Origin of the sequence: Acinetobacter sp. ACNIH2 (assembly GCF_002934965.1) — a bacterium.
Lineage (GTDB): Bacteria > Pseudomonadota > Gammaproteobacteria > Pseudomonadales > Moraxellaceae > Acinetobacter > Acinetobacter tandoii.
Genome location: NZ_CP026412.1, coordinates 2,250,832 through 2,268,555 on the forward strand (window position 1 = coordinate 2,250,832; position 17,724 = coordinate 2,268,555).

General features: G+C 36.7%; 12 protein-coding genes and 3 pseudogenes. 12 read left to right on the forward strand and 3 right to left on the reverse strand.

Annotation, left to right across the window (positions count from 1 at the left end):
* Nucleotides 1–3 precede the first annotated feature (3 nt).
* From C3F34_RS10625 to C3F34_RS20580, 4 genes and pseudogenes are all read left to right on the forward strand, one after another.
* On the forward strand, nucleotides 4–696 hold the full coding sequence (locus tag C3F34_RS10625) for a hypothetical protein (protein WP_104441548.1): 693 nt from the start codon (nucleotides 4–6) through the stop codon (nucleotides 694–696).
* A gap of 927 nt (nucleotides 697–1,623) precedes the next feature.
* Nucleotides 1,624–3,564, forward strand: a complete 1,941-nt coding sequence (locus C3F34_RS10630) for a DUF4407 domain-containing protein (RefSeq protein ID WP_104441549.1) — start codon at nucleotides 1,624–1,626, stop codon at nucleotides 3,562–3,564.
* A 12-nt stretch (nucleotides 3,565–3,576) separates the two neighbouring features.
* Nucleotides 3,577–5,022, forward strand: coding sequence for an oxidoreductase (locus C3F34_RS10635; protein ID WP_104441550.1), 1,446 nt, complete (start codon nucleotides 3,577–3,579; stop codon nucleotides 5,020–5,022).
* 271 nt (nucleotides 5,023–5,293) lie between these two features.
* A pseudogene (locus C3F34_RS20580) lies at nucleotides 5,294–5,420 on the forward strand (IS5/IS1182 family transposase); the annotation flags it as partial.
* A gap of 284 nt (nucleotides 5,421–5,704) precedes the next feature.
* On the opposite strand, the pseudogene C3F34_RS10640 reads toward C3F34_RS20580, so the two are convergent.
* Nucleotides 5,705–6,317 (reverse strand): annotated as a pseudogene (locus C3F34_RS10640) (LysE family translocator); the annotation flags it as partial.
* A gap of 344 nt (nucleotides 6,318–6,661) precedes the next feature.
* On the opposite strand from C3F34_RS10640, the gene C3F34_RS10645 reads away from it, so the two are divergent.
* Entirely contained in the window at nucleotides 6,662–7,585 is a 924-nt protein-coding gene (locus C3F34_RS10645) for a LysR substrate-binding domain-containing protein (protein WP_104441551.1), read from the forward strand.
* 55 nt (nucleotides 7,586–7,640) lie between these two features.
* On the opposite strand, the gene C3F34_RS10650 is transcribed toward C3F34_RS10645, so the two are convergent.
* On the reverse strand, nucleotides 7,641–9,305 hold the full coding sequence (locus C3F34_RS10650) for a BCCT family transporter (RefSeq protein WP_104441552.1): 1,665 nt from the start codon (nucleotides 9,303–9,305) through the stop codon (nucleotides 7,641–7,643).
* 322 nt (nucleotides 9,306–9,627) lie between these two features.
* Between C3F34_RS10650 and C3F34_RS10655 the strand changes: the two genes are divergently transcribed.
* From C3F34_RS10655 to C3F34_RS10680, 7 genes and pseudogenes are all read left to right on the forward strand, one after another.
* Nucleotides 9,628–10,818, forward strand: coding sequence for an aromatic ring-hydroxylating oxygenase subunit alpha (locus tag C3F34_RS10655; protein WP_104441553.1), 1,191 nt, complete (start codon nucleotides 9,628–9,630; stop codon nucleotides 10,816–10,818).
* Between the two features lies 1 nt (nucleotide 10,819).
* Nucleotides 10,820–12,250 carry an aldehyde dehydrogenase family protein gene (locus tag C3F34_RS10660; protein WP_104441554.1) on the forward strand — a complete coding sequence of 477 codons (1,431 nt, stop codon included), beginning with the start codon at nucleotides 10,820–10,822 and terminating at the stop codon, nucleotides 12,248–12,250.
* A 28-nt stretch (nucleotides 12,251–12,278) separates the two neighbouring features.
* Nucleotides 12,279–12,440 (forward strand): annotated as a pseudogene (locus C3F34_RS20585) (rubredoxin); the annotation flags it as partial.
* Entirely contained in the window at nucleotides 12,429–13,634 is a 1,206-nt protein-coding gene (locus C3F34_RS10665; RefSeq protein ID WP_228155362.1) for an FAD-dependent oxidoreductase, read from the forward strand. The pseudogene C3F34_RS20585 and the gene C3F34_RS10665, both read left to right, overlap by 12 nt.
* Nucleotides 13,635–13,645: 11 nt before the next feature.
* Nucleotides 13,646–14,962, forward strand: coding sequence for an NAD(P)/FAD-dependent oxidoreductase (locus tag C3F34_RS10670; RefSeq protein WP_104441556.1), 1,317 nt, complete (start codon nucleotides 13,646–13,648; stop codon nucleotides 14,960–14,962).
* A 13-nt stretch (nucleotides 14,963–14,975) separates the two neighbouring features.
* The gene (locus C3F34_RS10675) at nucleotides 14,976–15,329 is read left to right on the forward strand and encodes a cupin domain-containing protein (protein ID WP_104442337.1); all 354 of its coding nucleotides are present in this window, start codon (nucleotides 14,976–14,978) and stop codon (nucleotides 15,327–15,329) included.
* A gap of 202 nt (nucleotides 15,330–15,531) precedes the next feature.
* Complete coding sequence (locus C3F34_RS10680) at nucleotides 15,532–16,671, forward strand: hypothetical protein (protein ID WP_104441557.1); 1,140 nt, start codon at nucleotides 15,532–15,534, stop codon at nucleotides 16,669–16,671.
* Here C3F34_RS10680 and C3F34_RS10685 read toward each other — a convergent pair.
* A protein-coding gene (locus tag C3F34_RS10685) for an IS4 family transposase (RefSeq protein ID WP_104442269.1) occupies nucleotides 16,613–17,703 on the reverse strand; the annotation gives its coding sequence in 2 pieces (ribosomal slippage) (nucleotides 16,613–17,163 and nucleotides 17,163–17,703; 1,092 coding nt in all). The genes C3F34_RS10680 and C3F34_RS10685 overlap by 59 nt on opposite strands.
* Between the last annotated feature and the right edge of the window lie 21 nt (nucleotides 17,704–17,724).

The following is a 17,724-nucleotide window of genomic DNA, read 5'->3' on the forward strand; positions in this document are numbered from 1 at the left end:
GGTATGAAGAAAATTTCGATTGTTGTAGCAATAGCAGCATCAGTAGGGGTATCAAATGTTTCTGCAGGGTTTGGATCGCTGAGTAATTTAGCTTCCGCTGTATCCGAATCTGCTACTGGTGTATCTTCTTCAAATATGGATATCAATGGGTTCTTTACTCAAGCTAAAGCAACCAATGCGATGTTTATTCAGAGTCGTACAGCTTTAGCATCCTTACTTGCTAGCAAAAAGGATTCAGATGAATTAAAAGCTAAACAGGCGAGCTTGAAGGCAACGTCCGATTTGAAAGAAAAAGATGCTATTCAAAAGCAAATTGTAGCTATTTCTGATGCAGTGTTAGAAGCCTCTCAAAAAGATGAAGATGCCACAATATCAAAACTTTCTGCACTGAATGTAGAACAGAAGAAGCATTTATTGAACTCTGCAACAAATTTTGCATTAGCAAGTTTGACTGCACGTGAATTGGCAGTTGGAGCTAAACAGATAAGTACTAGTTTAATGACCAATCCAATGAGTCTTACTAATACTGGAATGTCTCTAGTTGATGCGAAAAGCGTAATTGGTGATATTTCTGGAATTGCTAAAAATTCAACTATGGCTCTAGTCGAGTATCCAAAACTTTTCAAAAAAGCGGGTATTGAATTCAAAGTGCCAACAAGTTCATCAGATAAACCAAAAACTCTTGATGATATTTAAAAGATTGTTTAGGTTATAACTTGTATAAAGTCGAAATTGTAAATGATGTTTCAATTATTTACTGAACCAAATGAAATTACCAGCTAGTTTCATTTGGTTGAATTTTATAAAATTCAACAATTTAAAAATATTAGCTCTGACTCGATCTGATAGTTCCCCATTTTTTAGTGTGCCTGTCAGGTAAAATTACATTCCCATATAGAGATTGTTTGAAATCACAAAAAGTAAATCTGCAACTGACCAAATGAATGTGGCTACTTGAGAAAAATTATTGTTAGTCATTAAAAAACCAAAGCTATTAAGCAGCTATCAATATTGAATTAAATGTGGTAGCTGTGTCTGATTTACAATAGGTTTTACAGTCCTATGAATGAGACTAAGAATAATAAGTAAGTAAATTAGTAATTCAATGCATAATTGATACAATCAGAACAATAGAGCTATTTCAAGATATTTCCAATATAGCTTTTCACAACTAAATTTATTTTTTGATGTATCTAATTAGGAAAAATGCAGCTTTTGAGTATTTTTTGGAGCGTAAAATAAGCCTAAATTTATATTGGGTATGTACCACTTATTATCAACGGAAGCTTACTGTCAACTTAGACTAAACCAAACAACGATTGGGCCCTAAGCGCCCTTCTCAGTAAGCAAGCAATTTTTTGCTCTTAGCCTGAAAATAACTTCGTACCTCTCGTCAGCTACAGATCAATTAGTAAAAGAGGTGGTTAGAAGTTTTTTCTTACGGTGACGTTATTAGATAGTACTATTCTGAACTCATATTTACTTTGTTACATAAGCATCAGAAAAGGTTAAAAACTTACTCTTCCTTTTTTACTAATTGATCAATAATTAATATAAAAAATAATGCACAAAAAATTACAATAATATACAATTTCTTAAAATTAGATCAAAATTCATCACATTATGAACAAAGAGCCGAATATTTTTATCAAATTCTGGGATTTTCTCACTCTTAAAACCTATCATAAAAATTTATTAACAAGTGGTGGTTCGACTTATCTCACTGTTATTTCCTTTATCATGATTCTTGCAGCTTTATCTGAAGGTTTTGCATGGGGATTTTTAGGTAGTACTTTTACTCCTAATTCACCTTACATCGGTTGGAGCATTGTAGGTGGATTTGTTTTTCTTCTAATGTGGTTTTTTGACCGATCAATGGCATCTGCTGACCTATTAAAAGATGAACATGAAAAAACCTTGAATGGTTTGGAATCAACAAGAGAACCATTTTATTCACAGTTTGGTATCAAGTCATTTATAGCAAAATATTTTCCATTTGCTATCAGGATTGGAATCGTCTGTTTATCTTTATATATTACCGCACCTTTTTTGACTCAATTGGTTTTTAAAGCAGATATTGATAATAAAATGATGGAACAGTACAAAGATAATATTGCTCTAGCGAAAAAGAATGGGTTGGAAAGTCGCGATAAAAAAATTGCAGAGCTTGAACAGTTAGTAAATAAAACTAATGAAAAATTACAGGTAGAAATCAGTGGTAAGAGTGGTACAGGATATGGTCGTGGTTACGTTGCTCAAAGTATTGAAAGGCAATTAGAAACACTACAATCTGATTTAAAATCCACTCGTATAGAAAGAGAAGCTTTTTTAACTAAATTTGATCAAGCAGTAGATCGTGGTAATGAGGAGGGATTAAAAAAATATGGAATTACAATTACTAAAGATAGTCCAATTTTTAGGCAACAAGCTATTGAAGAATTTGAAAATCAAAAAGCATTTAATCAAACAAAATATGCTGTAGATGTGTTTTTAATAATACTTGGAACTATCTTAATCTCTGCAAAACTTATGCAACCTCGTACTTTGCAGATGTATTTCTCAAGTCGTTTACAAGAGAAATGGGTACTATATAAACTTGGTACATTCGATAAATATTTGCCTGAACAAGAACGAAGTGATCTTATTCTACAAACTAATCAGTCTATTCCTGAAGAGTTTGAGGAAATCATGGTTCAATATGCTAAAGACCAAAGTGAACGGAAAAAACAAGAAATATTGATGATTCAAGAAAAAGAAAGACTTACAAGAGAAAAACAGCAGAAACAATTGTTAGAGGAAGAGCGTTTACTGGCTAAAGCGAAACAAGAACAAGAACGTCAAGAATTAGTAGAAGCCGAACTAAAAAAAGCACAACAAATTCATTTTGAACGTCTTGCGAAAGAAAAAGCTGAGATTGAAATGCGTGAAAAATCTCGTGTTTTTTATGAAGGGCAAATTCTAAAAGCTTTAAATGAAGTAGAAGAAGCTGAAATAGAATATTTAAACAAATTTTCTAAAAAAATAGATCAATTAGAAATTGACGAAAAAAACTTAATTGAAGAGCTTCATGATATTGAACGAACCTATAAAAACCATGAAGACAATATCGAAGCTCGCAACAAACGAATTAATATTGCTGAAAAAGATTTAGCTGATATGCAAGACCTTGCACGTAAACTTCAGCGACCCGAAGAAAATCATACCATTGAAAGTCTTCGAGCCTTTACGACTGCAGAGTCTGCGGTTGTTGAGCAAAAGACTTATATTAAAAACATTAAATCTTCATTACTAACTTTTGAAACTGATCAGAAGTATTTTCAAGAAAGTATGGCTCGTATTCGTGAACAATTAAGTAAAACTAGAACCACATTGGCTGAGTTTAAGGAACCCTTAGAAATTATTTCTACCTCTCGTTCCAAAATTGAAGCACGAAAAATGGAGCTATTAGGAGCTGAGGGATTAATTGACACGCCATATGAACCACACCATGATGAAGAGATACCGATGTTGGTAGAGAAACTGAAAAGCCAGCTTTCGATCCAAGTACCGTCGTATGTATCTTAAGAATAAATTTTTATGATTTGGTTAATTTTTTTCGTGGTGACAATTTTAGGCTATAGCAGTTTTATTTTTATAAGAAAGGTAAAATTGCATCGTTATCGCTGTGAGCATACTCGTGCAAGTTTATATTTACCTATTGAAAATAAAAAGGCAGATTATTCATGTTTTTTTCCAGCAAGCCTGGCTGTCGGTGAGTATTTATGGCAAGTTTACACTATTGATTCAAACGTAATTAAAGCTATCGATTTTAGTAGCCAAGAAGAGTTAACTTCAGCCTTAGATGTCTCAAACTATTTGATGTTGAATATGTTTGAGAAAGATGAAACTTCTTTCTTAGGCTTTAGAAATCGTTTAATCGGTTATATCGGGGAACAAAAAGTGAGTGACCTCCTAGATAGGCAAAGCCATGAAATTGTCTGGGCGAGTACATCCAATCAAGAACTCTGGGATTTAAAAATTGATGACAATCTTGTAAATGTCAAAACTATCCTTGATATAGATAGCATTAAAATGAAGGCCTTGGCCCACCCAGATGTCACCTATTTAGTTCCTGAAGATACCTACCAAAATATTGGAATAGATAATATACAGCCATTGGAAAATTTTAATTATAGAGAAATTACGACACAATTTGACTCAACTATAGAACATGCTAATGGCAGTGCAGCATCTGATTCCTTTGATATCCATTTGCCAATTGGAGCAGGAATTGCTGCAATATATGAAAGACAACGTTTATTAAGAGCAGGTGGAGATAAAAACTCGGTAAACAAAAACGTGTTAATCGATTTTTCTTCTAAAACTGTATGTAGCCTTACAATGGCAAAAGTTGGTACATCCGTTGGTCTTGGTCTGGGAAGCCTTGTATTTCTGCCTGTAGTCGGAGGGATTGTTGGAGCTGGAGTAGGAGCTTTAATCGGTTCAAAAATGGGGGCTAATTTTGGTAAAAAAATTAAAGAATTAGAATTTCAAAAAGAAAAGCTTCGTTTGGAACAAATGCTGGATAAATTTGGTTTTCAGTACCTACCATATATTAAAAAGTTAAAATATCAAGCTAGTGTGCCTTTAAAAAAGCAACAGCAATCATTACAGCTAATTGAACAAAAATACAGTCAACATCTGCCACCACAAAAATGGAAATATTATTTTTTCCCCGATTTAAATTATATTTTTTATGATGAGTTAAAAAAAATAGCGGAAACCAACTTAGATAAGTCTACTGCCCAATTTAAAAATATAGAAAATACACTTATAGCTATAGAAAATGAGAAAAACTCAAAAGCATTGGCAATCTTAGTCCTCAACAACATCTATTTACGAGACTTACTTTATATAGATCTAATACAAATTAAAAAAATTTATGATCAGAAGCGTAAGGTTTATATTGAAAGGTACAAATTATATCCAGATAAATTTCCATTAAACCCAGATATAATCAATCACAATAAACTATATAGCTAGGATCTGGAGCACTTTTTAGAAACAAGTAGATTGATCCTAGATAGTACATTGATATTAGGTCTCTTTTCATAAGTCAAACTTCTATTTAATGGTTGAGCAATTAAAGAAACATGTTTAACTAAAAGCAGACCATCAAAGTTAAGTGAAGAAGATAAAATTCTTCTCTACCTGAGCTAGCCTATTACTCTCTAAGGCTAAAAAATGATGTGTATTAGAAGCTTTATTAAAAATAAATAATCGAGAAATTAATAAAAGAAGAATAGGCATTTAGCATGTATTTGGAACATTAAAGAAGTTCAAAAATTCTTGTAGGGTGCTATCGGAATAGAGGGAAAAGACTTGGTTTAAGATTCAATTTGATTGCGGGCATTTATAATGTAGAGCAGAGTAAAGTATGATTCATGAAAGAAGTCTATTATTCTGAGTTAAATTGACATCATTTCAGTACGTTTCACTTTTTGGAATTAAAGAATTATTGATGGATTGCCGTATGTTTCGATAGGCTAAAGCAGAACAATAATTTATAACATTATGGATGAAAGACATAAGTAATATGGTCCCAATGTTAAGTGAATTCGTGTGGGAACAGATAGGGTATATTGTTTGGTCAGCTAGGGAAATCAATCAATGGATTGAGGGCTAGTCGAAAATAAGTAGGGAACTGAGGTTCTCTTATTTTTAATTTTTTACCGTCTCCTAAAAGTCGAGCAGCTAAAGCAGATAAGACCATTCCCATCATCCATTTTTGTACTTGAGCCGACATAGGCTTCCGATTCATAAAACTTGCTATAGAACCAGCCGAAAATACAATTAAGACATCAACAAAAACACTGACAAGAATTTGAATTGTATCTAATATCATAGACTGAATAAAAATGCCGTCATGATCTGATCGGATGAATTGCGGCAGTAGCGATAAATATATAATAGCAATTTTAGGATTCAATAAATTTGTTAGAAAGCTCAGGAGAAATAGCTTTGTAACACTATCAGGTGGTTTTAACTCAATTGTTTGAAATGCAGATACACCATTGGGTTTTACAGCATTCCAAGCGAGCCATTATAAATATAAAGCACCTAATATTTTTATAGTGTCATATGCATAAAGAATAGCAAATAGAAATTTTTATTCCTAAAGAGGCAAAGGCAATATAAATCCCTGCTAATGAAATTAATCCAGCCGATTTTCCTTGAGAGATTGATCGTGAAATAAGATAAATTATGTTAGGGCTAGGTGTAATAATCATTAAAAGTGTAACACCTGAGAAAGCTATTAGCTGAGAGAAACCTATCACAAACTTATCTACTAAAAATGAGGTAGTTTAAGATATCAAACAATCAAAAATTGAAGAAGTGTATGTCTCATACACTAAGTTTGTATAGAACCATTAATGATTAGCTACCATTCAAATATTAATTTGATTAACGATTTAATATACAAGATGATGATATGTTAATTTTAGAAGATTTCAGTCCTTCAAATACATGATATTTTCTCATAGATTCAATAGTTTTTATCATTTCTGTTCCTGATATAATTATGAGACTCTAATAAAATTCTTATCCTAGTAATTCAGTATAGATTATTAGTTTAATATTTATGTTAATGGAATAATTTTAGGACAAATCAGGAGTGTCCATGAAGATCAAGCCACTTCCTCCGATGAACAGTCTCATTGTCTTTGAGGCTGCTGCACGTCACTTAAGTTTTACTAAAGCTGCTGAAGAACTTAATGTCACACAAGGTGCGATTAGTCGACAGATTAGACAATTGGAAGAATATTTGGGTAAGGAATTATTTGTTCGTGCAAATCGCAACATTTTTTTAACCCCTACAGGATTACAATATTATAAAACCATTTATAGTGCTTTGTTAGATGTTGCTCAAGCGACTGCTGAAATAAAAAAATGGCAGGGAGAACATCAAGTTACAGTTGCAACAACTAATGCAATGGCGGCACTTTGGTTATTACCTAAAATTTCTGCTTTTCAACAAGATGAAGGTATTGATCTTAGAATATTGACTACTGAAAATATTCAGGATTTATATAAAATGGATTTTGATTTAGCTTTATTTTATTGTCGAGTACCTCCAGTTGATATGAGGGTTACTACTTTATTTCCCGAGGAAGTGTTTCCTGTTTGCAGTCCAAACTACCTCTCACAATTCAATAAAGATAATGAATATGAAAACATATTCGCTAAAAGTTTATTATATTTAGATGATTCGCAAAAAGATTGGATTACTTGGTCAGAATGGTTTGAAGCTGTAAATTATCCTGTGGTCAAGCCTAAAAATAGAGTAAACATCAATAATTATCCGATGTTATTACAAGCAGCCATTAATGGACAGGGCGTTGCATTGGCATGGGGTTCATTGGTTGATGATTATTTAAAAAGCGGTGCATTAGTTCGACCAATTGATACAGTATTACGAACAGATGCAAATTTCAGTATGCTTGAGCCTATCGATAAAGGTGTAATTCCTCCAAGTGTTAAACAATTTCGCAGTTGGTTGTTGGATCAGCTTCCAGGACAAGTTGGACAAAAAGGCTTAGGATGATTTAAGCGAGATGAGATAAAAAAGGGATCAAAATGATCCCTTTTTTATATGATATTTAATTTTTATCTTCCTTGGCTTCATTCTGCTTTTTAAATTCATCAGGGCATAGATGTTCGGGCATCATTACCCAAGCTTGAGGGTCTCGACGCAAGCTTTTTACTAATGAAATACACATAATTGCAAGTAAAATGGAGATAGGAAAGCCCGCAATTACACAAGCAGTTTTAATGGCTTGTAAGCCTCCGGCAAGTAGAAGTCCGCCACCAATCAATGGAATAATAATACTCCAAATTAATCGTATTTTGATGGAAGGGTTAGGATCACCATTCGAGTCTAAAAAGCACAGTACTAAAGTCCCAGAGTTAACTAGTGTAATCACATGAATAGCGAGTAATAAACAAAGCAGTGCGCTAAGAAAGACTTGAGTAGTATGGTTTGGCGTTAAATGATCAAAGAATACAAATACTGCACGTGCTGGATCCTGCTTTGTTGCCTCAGCAATTGTCATTTCGTGTGTAACTATTTGGTCTTTAGCCGTGTTGCTTGATTGAGTTGTTTTTACGACAACTTCGTGTGCAGGTGGCTGATGGTTAGTTTTTTCAATGTTTAGTGCAGCACCACCAAAAGCGGCAATCCAGATAAAAGTTAGTAAAGTTGGTGCTGCAAGAGAACCCAGAATAACTTCACGAATAGTACGGCCTTTAGAAATACGAGCGATAAATAAGCCTACAAATGGAGCCCACGTCATCCACCAAGGCCAATAATAAGCAGTCCACCAGTTTTGCCAGCCTGTATCTTTTTGTGCATCACTCCATAAACTCATACCAATAATGTTTTGTAAATAGTCACCAACACCTTCAAAAAAGGTATTAAAAATATAACGCGTAGCGCCAATAAAAATAATAATAAAAACTAGAAGGTAAGAAATAATCATATTGCCTTCAGCAATAATTTTAAAACCTTTACTAATTGCTGACATTAACGAAATAGTTGCTAACGCACATAGAACAAATACCATGAGCAGTTGAATTTTGACATCAACAGCGATGCCAAAAGAGTGATTCAACCCAACATTAAGTTCTAGAATCCCCATGCTTAAAGATTGGGAAATACCAAAAGCAGTAATAACAATAGTAATAATATCAACGGTATTACCAATAGGGCCGTAGATTTTATCACCAATAAGTGGATACAAAACTGAACGCATTGCAAAAGGTAAATCTTTACGATAGGCGAAATAGCCTAAAGCAACAGCGGCAAGGCAAAATAATGCCCAAGGGTGTAATCCCCAGTGGAAGAAGGTGAGCTGCATTGCCATTCTTGCAGACTCATCTGATAGGCCTTGAGTAAAAGGATTACTTGCATAATGACTAATTGGTTCAGCAACAGACCAAAACATTAGACCGATACCCATACCACATGAAAAGAGCATGGAAATCCAAGCGATATTACTATATTCAGGTTTATCGTTATCTTTACCTAAGCGAATATGACCAAAACGACTCATACAAAGGTAAATTAGGAAGCCTAATAAAAAAGTAGCTAGGAGTAGTAAAAACCATTTCGCGTTTTGCAAAAGTGCAGTTGCAATGAGTTCAAAGTACTTACCAGCTTGTTTTTCCTGAAAAATACAAAAAGAAATAAAAACAAATAGTAATAATTTAGCGCCAATTGAGACAGTTGGATTTAGTCCAGAAAGGACTCCTGATGTAGTACGCATAACTCCTCCTTGGATGCGTTGCAGCAGCTAACAGCCTGTTAACTGTTTGTGCAGATCATAAAAGAGTAGAGATATACCTGAGGGGGGCTCAACCCATTTATTCTCATCTCCAAGTGAGTTTTTGTAATAAGTCCCTTTTTTGAATGTGTAACTTGATGCCAAAAAAATACATGATAAAAACTCATGTGTACCGATCAAAAAAGTCGTTTGTCTATCGCTAGGATGTTTAACACAATCTCTATGAAGCAGCACAGGGTGCTAACGAGTAGTTAATACCAACGCAGGGAGCACTGCGTTATTCAAAGTAAATGGAGATTATCAAATGAATAGTCAAGTTAGCCAGCAACTTATTTCAGTTCAGCAAGTCGACAATGTTTTAAACCCGATTACTGAATCAAGTGGTATGCCGAATATTGCCTATACCAGCAATGAATATTTTAATTTTGAACGTGACAATATTCTCAGTAAAACCTGGGTTTGTATCGGTTTTGCTTCGGATTTACCAAAAAACAATTATGTGAAACCTGTAAATTTTATGGGTATGCCATTGGTCATGATGCGTAATCGTGAAGGTGTCTTGAACGTGTTCCATAATGTCTGTAGCCACCGTGGAATGATTTTGGTGCAAGAAGAAGGCACCATTGAGGGTGTGATTCGTTGCCAATACCATTCTTGGAGCTATGACATCAATGGTAACTTAAAAGGCACACCTCATGTTGGTGGTATTGGTCAGCATAAAGATGAACGTTTCAAATGTGAAAAGCATGGCTTAAAAGCACTCCGTTCAGCAATTTGGATGGACATGGTCTTTATTAATATTTCTGAGGATGCTCCAGCATTTGAAGAACATATTGCACCTGTTACAGAACGTTGGAAAGAATTCTTAGGTGAAAACGATTTAGATTTAATTCGTACCAGTAAAATTGGTTCAACTTTTCAATTACCGGTAGAAAGTAACTGGAAACTTGCAGTTGAAAACTACTGTGAAGCGTACCATTTACCTTGGGTACACCCTGCCTTAAATACTTACTCAAAGCTTGAAGATCACTACAACATTATGATTGAAGAGCGTTTCTCAGGTCAGGGTAGTTATAAATACAACTTATCAGCAACAGCAGGGACACATTTACCTATTTTCCCAAGCTGGCCAGAAGATAAATTACGCCAAGCAGAATATTTGTCTATTTTCCCAAATGCACTGATTGGTATTCAGGCTGATCATGCTTTTGCGATTATGTTGGACCCAGTTGCACCTGAAAAAACGATTGAAAATCTTCGTTTGTATTATGTGGGTGATGAGTCATTAGATCCTAAATATGATGAATGCCGTAAAGCAACTTTAGAATCTTGGAAAATCGTCTTTAGTGAAGATGTATTTGCTGTTGAAACGATGCAAAAAGGTCGTCACTCCCCAGGCTTTGGTGGTGGTGTATTTTCTCCTGAAATGGACTTACCAACACACTTCTTCCAAAAATGGTTAGCGACTCAAGCTAAAAAGGCGTTGGAGGCATAATATGCAACACTACCTCAATTATTTTGATGGTCAATGGCGAGATTCCTCTCGCCAATTGGAAGTTATCAACCCAGCAACCGATAAAGTTTTTGCAACAGTTGCCCGTGCAAGTATTGAAGATGCAGATGCCGCGATGGCAGCAGCGCGACGTTGTGTGAATAGCGGCGCTTTAACTGATGTACGTCCTGCAAAACGTACAGCGTGGATGTTAAAAGCAGCAGAGGCGATTCGTGAAATCGCTGAAGAGGGTACATTAATCCTATGCCGTGAAAATGGCAAAAATGTTGATACAGCACGTGAAGAGTTCGATGAAGCAGCTCGCTATTTTGAATACTACGCTGGTATGGCAGATAAAGTTGAAGGTATCTCAGTACCTTTAGGTAAAGATTACATTGATTTCACCTCGTATATTCCAATGGGTGTATCGGTTCAAATTGTACCTTGGAACTTTCCTGTTTCGATCTGTGCACGCTCGCTAGCACCTGCTTTAGCGGCTGGGAATGCGGTTGTAATTAAGTCACCTGAAGTTTCACCTTTAGGAATGGTTTTACTCATTAAAGCTATTGAGAAAGCAGGTTTTCCTCAAGGTGCAGTGAACTTACTCTGTGGTAAAGGGTCAGAAGTTGGTACCCATCTGGTTAAACACAAAGATACGAACCAGATTGTCTTTACTGGCTCAGTACCAACAGGCCAACGCATTTTGAAAGATGCCGCTGAACGGGCAACACCTTCTGTAATGGAGTTGGGTGGTAAATCAGCTGCAATTGCTTTTGCTGATGTTGATCTTGAGCAATTACTAAGTAGCGTGAAAGTCGGAATTTTCTATAACTCTGGGCAAGTTTGTTCAGCGATGTCTCGCTTATTAGTGCACCGCAGCCGTTATGAAGAAGTTAAAGCAGCTGTTGTTAATCTTGCAGAGAGCTTAACTGTAGGTATTGGCGAAAGTAATGCTGAACTTACACCTGTTGTTTCCAAAGATCAGCAACAACAAATTCTTGCCATGATTGATAAGGCGCGTGAAGAAGGTGCCAATGTTTTAACTGGTGGGAAAGCTGCAGATTTAGAAGGTTACTTCGTCCTACCTACTATTATTGAAGCAAAAGATGACATGTCGATTGCTCAAGAAGAAGTTTTTGGTCCTGTAATGGTAATTATGCCTTTCGATGACGAAGACCAAGCAGTTGCAATCGCAAATGGTACGGACTTTGGACTTGTTGCAGGAGTATTTGGTGAAAATCTGAATCAAACACTTCGAGTAGCAAACCGACTTATTGCTGGTCAAGTCTTTATTAATGAATGGTTTGCCGGCGGTATTGAAACACCATTTGGTGGTGTGGGGTTATCTGGTTTTGGTCGCGAAAAAGGGCAGGAAGCCATCTACAGTTATGTTCAAACGCGCAATATCGGTATCCGTTTGAAACATAGCGTGTAATTTGTAAGAAATAAGGGAAATAGACACGATGAGAAAGTGGTTATGTATTGTCTGTGGCTGGATTTACGATGAAGCGAAAGGCTGGCCTGACGACGGAATTGCTCCGGGTACCAAATGGGAAGACATTCCGGAAGATTGGATGTGTCCTGAATGTCAGGTTGGTAAAGCTGACTTTGAAATGCTTGATATCACAGATGTCGTTCTTGAAGAGTCAGCGGCAGCCGTTGTGAATGTAATTGAACCGATCGTGATTATTGGGAGTGGTCACGCTGGGTATCAATTGGCTACAGCACTACGTAACCAATCTAAAGATGTGTCTATTACCTTATTTACAGCTGATGATGGTGCAATTTATAGCAAACCCTCTTTATCGAATGCTTTGGCATTGGGCAAGGACGGGGAAAGTTTGGTACGAGAGACAGCTTTAAGTTGGGAACAACGTTTAAATGTACGTATTTATGCTCATACTCATGTTAAGCATATTGATCGAGTTAATAAAAAAATTGAGACTTCCATTGGTGAATATCCGTATGGACGTTTGGTTCTAGCTACTGGTGCAAGCCCAATCATTATTCCAATTCAGGGGGATACCTCTGATGTTTATAGTGTAAATGATTTAGGCGATTATCGCCTTTTCAGAGAGAAGTTAGCGGGTAAACAACACGTTACTATTTTGGGTGATGGATTAATCGGTTGTGAATTTGCTAATGATCTTGCTGCTCACGGTATGAAGGTCACAGTAGTTGGACTAGGTCAATCTGCTATGGGGCGTCTAATTCCTGAAGAATTAGGTTATGCCTTACAAGATGCACTTAGCCAAATTGGGGTTGAGTGGAAATTACAGAATAGTATTCAGTCAATTAAGTGTGTAAACGAGCGTTATCAAGTTCAGTTACAAGATGGACAGTTACTAGAGACAGATTTAATCCTAAGTGCGGTGGGTTTACGTCCAAATATTTCTTTAGCACAGACTGCAGGTTTAAATACAGCACGCGGGATATGTACAAGCTTAGATCACCGTACCAGTGATGCGTCTATTTTTGCTTTAGGTGACTGTGCAGAAGTAGAAGGTCAATGGATGCCCTACATTAGCCCTATTAATCAAGCACTGCCAGCTTTAACAGATAACTTATTAGGTAAAGCTCAAAAGACTCAATTGCAAGAAAGCCCTGTGATTGTAAAAACGCCAATTTTACCGCTTTCGCTACTACCAGCAATGGGTGATGGAAAATGGCATGTTGAACAGCATGATGGTGAGTGGAGTGCCGGTTTTTATGATGCTACAGGTAAATTAACAGGCTTTGCTTTATTGGGACGTCAGTTGCAACTAACTCGTAGTCAATGGCTTGAAAAACTAAATTCTCATCAACCATCAATAGTTTAAGGAAGAACACGATGATTGCTTTACCGAATGATGATAATACGTGTGGTTGGTATGCAGCTTTACCACCAGCGGCACCAGCTAAGCAGCTTGTTGGTGCACAAAAAGCTGAATATGCAATTATAGGTGCGGGTTTTGCTGGTTTAGCGGCAGCTCGGAGACTTTCTGAGTTAAAACCAAATGCTCGTATTATTCTAATTGATGCACAACGTGTTGCAGAAGGTGCGTCTGGTCGTAACTCTGGTTTTGTGATTGATTTACCGCATAAATTTGCATTAGGTCATCCAGACCCAGCACATAAGCAAAAGTTATTAAGCCTGAACCGAGCAGCAATTTCACAATTGCAAGGCTTGGTAGAAAAACACAAGATCGAGTGTCAATGGTCTGCTGCTGGTAAATATCAGGGAGCTATCGGTGAACGAGGTGAAGCACATCTTAATCACTTTGAACACCTGATGAAAGATCTCGGCGAGCCGTTTCGCTGGGTGGAAAAAGCAGAACTTAAAAAGGTTCTAGGAACTGATTATTACAGCCGAGCGATCTTTACACCAGGTTCTTATTTAATGCAGCCAGCAGCTTTAGTGCGCGGTATGGGGGAGCATTTACCTGAAAATGTTGAATTATTAGAGCAATCTCCCGTTCGCAGTTTGAGTAAGAAAGGTGGTCAATGGGTACTCCAAGGCGATCAAGGCTCAATAACCACTCCAAAAGTGTTATTGGCTACCAGTATTTTTACAAAAGAGTTTGGCTATTTAAAGAATCGCTTGTTACCTGTGATGACGTTTGCAAGTTGGACTCGTCCTTTAACTGATGAGGAAATGAAGCGTTATCACGGCCAATTGGATTGGGGACTTACTCCTGCTGATCATGCAGGTACAACTTTACGTATGACTGCTGATCGTCGTATTTTGATTCGGAATACCTATAAACATGTACCAAAGTATGGTGCAAATGTGAGTGACGAAACCCGTCGTTGGATTCAAGAAGATCATCGTAAGGCATATTTAGCGCGCTATCCAGAGTTAGCAGATGTTCCATTCACCCATACGTGGGGTGGCGTTTATGCTATTTCTCGTAATTTCACCAATTTCTTTGGTCAATTAGAAGATGGTGTTTATGCCAGCGCCTGTGACAATGGGGTCGGTGCTGCATGGGGAACTATTTCAGGAACCTTACTAGCAGATTTAGTTGTAGGTACAGACTCCACGGCTTTAAAAGATATCCAGTATGTGACAGGTATGCCAAGTTTAAACCCACCAGAACCATTTTTAGGAATTGGGGTAAAAACACGTATTGCATTTGAAAAATGGCGCAGTCGTAGTGAATTGTAATCAGGATAAAGATATGAAAGAAGTGAAGTTAGTTGATAGCGCCAAACTCGATTTTAATTTACGTGGCGAAACTCCAGACGGGACCGCTTATGTTGCAAGAGCAGTCGGAGCAGATGTTTCTCCGAATATGGGGATCGGATTTGCACGTTGGGAAGGGGCAGAAGTCACTTGGAAATTGCTTTATGACGAAGTGATTTTTGTAATTGAAGGGTGTTTTGAATTAACAGCCAACGGTCAAAAATACGAAGTAAAGCCTGGGCAAATGTTGTGGATACCTGAAGGAACAGAACTTATTTATGGTGGGCATGCATTATTTGGTTATGTGGTACACCCAGGAAATTGGAAAGAGTTACACGGCTTAGCATAATTACTGGAGTAATGGCTTCCGTTAAATAATACCCCCTCGCTGTTATGTAATCTTTTTATGTTATAGGCTTAAAACAGGCCTATAACAATCAAATTAAAAAACATCAAATTTGGGAATTTCACCTGAAGGGAGAGGTGTGGCCTAAAAAATTAGAAAGCAGGAAGAGCTTTCTAGAAATCTTCATTTAAACAAGGACATGTAAATGAAAAAGACATTTTTGAAAATTGGATTCGGCTTGGTGAGCTGTGGGATGGCAATTCCTACTTTTGCTGGTGTGACATTTGGTGATCCACAAAGTAAGGCGGGTGCATTGACGGTCTCAGGAGCAATCCGTGCCAACTATCAAGATAAACATTATGGTGAACCTGCATCAGATCAAAAAATAAAATTTGATGCTGCAATTCTACGCTTAGGTTACGAGTCCCCAGACTGGTTTGGACAAGCCGAATATCGGTGTTATCAGTACGATACCTTTTGTGATTTTTCAACATTAGTATCAGGTTACGTAGGTTATCGTTTCAATCCAACCGATAATATTACTGTAGGTTTGCAACCGATTCCATTTGGCCCAGGACGTTATTGGGATAGCAGTTTCTATGCTGGTATCAACAATACCATGGGGCTTCAGGATGCATTAGATTTGGGTGTAAATTATCACTTTGAAATGCCTACAGCAACTAAAGTCGATCTGGCTTATTTCGCTACAGATGGCGGGAATCATCATGGTACAAGTCAAGATGCTGCACGCTATACAGCCAATGTGGTGTCATCTTCAGATCCGCTTAAAACAGATTTAAATGAAAAAAATATGTGGATGGCTCGTGTAGATCAAGAACTAAAATTTTTGACGACAGATGATCTGAAAGTCTCGTTAGGTGGGAGTTACTGGTATTCAGACATTGAAAATAAAAAGGCTTCGACAGATGGAACAAGAAATACTTGGGCACTGTTCAACCGGATTAATTATAAAAATTTAAATGTAGTCCTAACAGGTGGTAAACAATCGATCACTAATAAGGATGCATTAAGTCCTCATAGTTCAACTTTTGGTTCCTTCGATGCGGAATATGATATTGCTAATAAAGGCTATTTCTACACTGTAGACACAAGCTATGTCTTTAAGAATGTCCGAGATTCGCTCAACGTGACACCGTATATAGTATTCAGTGGATTCAACAAAAAAGAACAAGGTTTTGATGACTCACAGCGAAATATTGTTGGTGTCGCATTGGACTATAAAAACGTCACGTTATATACCGAATACTCTCTGTACACGACAAATTTCATAGGGCCCTTGTCCTATCAGGCTTTTTCTTTCTTAAAATTGCTAGCACTTTCTTAAATTCTTCTTTTTTTCCAAAACCAATCAAACGTAGAATAGCCATCTGAACATAGTCCAAACCGTAGCGAAATAAACTTACTGAAAGTCGTCCATGCTTCTTTAGTTTTATCGCTTTTTTTCGATCATGTTGCCATTCACCTGTTAAATAGCACCAACAGAAACCGATCGCTAGCACTGCTATCAATTTCTTGACTCGTCTAGGGTCTGTTAAACGAGTATTTTCAAGATTGAATCCACGTCCTTTGAGACAACTAAATAAGGTTTCGATTTCCCAGCGTAATGCATAATCACCAATAGCAGAAGCATTAAACATAGGAGAAACAACAAGTAAAAGTTCTCCATCTTCTAATCGTAGCGCACTAATATACAGTTTCACTCGACCAACCCAAATACGTCGTTTACGACATTCTGTTTGACCAACTTGAAGATGACGAAATAAATCACTAATTTTATGATTCTTGGCTAAGTGATTGGTCACAATAAAGTTTTTTTAACACGTATACAGAAGTTAATGTCATTTTCAATTAACCATGTAAACCATTTCTCACCGATAAATTCTCTGTCTGCGAACACATTCACAATACGATCTTTACCAAAAATGGAGATAAAGCGTTGAATCAAAGCAATACGCTCTTTTGTATCTGAATTTCCACGTTTATTGAGCAATGTCCAAACAATAGGTATCGCTATTCCACGATAGACGATGGCTAACATCAAGATATTGATATCTCGTTTTCCCCATTTCCAGTTGGTTCTATCCAAAGTTAATTGGACTTTATCGAATGAAAATATATTGAAAATTAACTGAGAAATTTGACGATAATCGAAATACTGATCTGCAAAGAAGCGTTGTATACGTCGATAAAATGATTGTGGTAAGCACGTGATGGGTAAGGCTTTAGATGCAGAAGAAAGATTACATGTCTGTTTTACAATTAATGCCAGCATAATCAGTGTAAAACATTTTACACGTGACTTGTTCCACTTTAGATATTTGTTTAAGATGAGATGTAACTCATTGAAATGTGTCATCATATTCGTCGTCAGAAAACA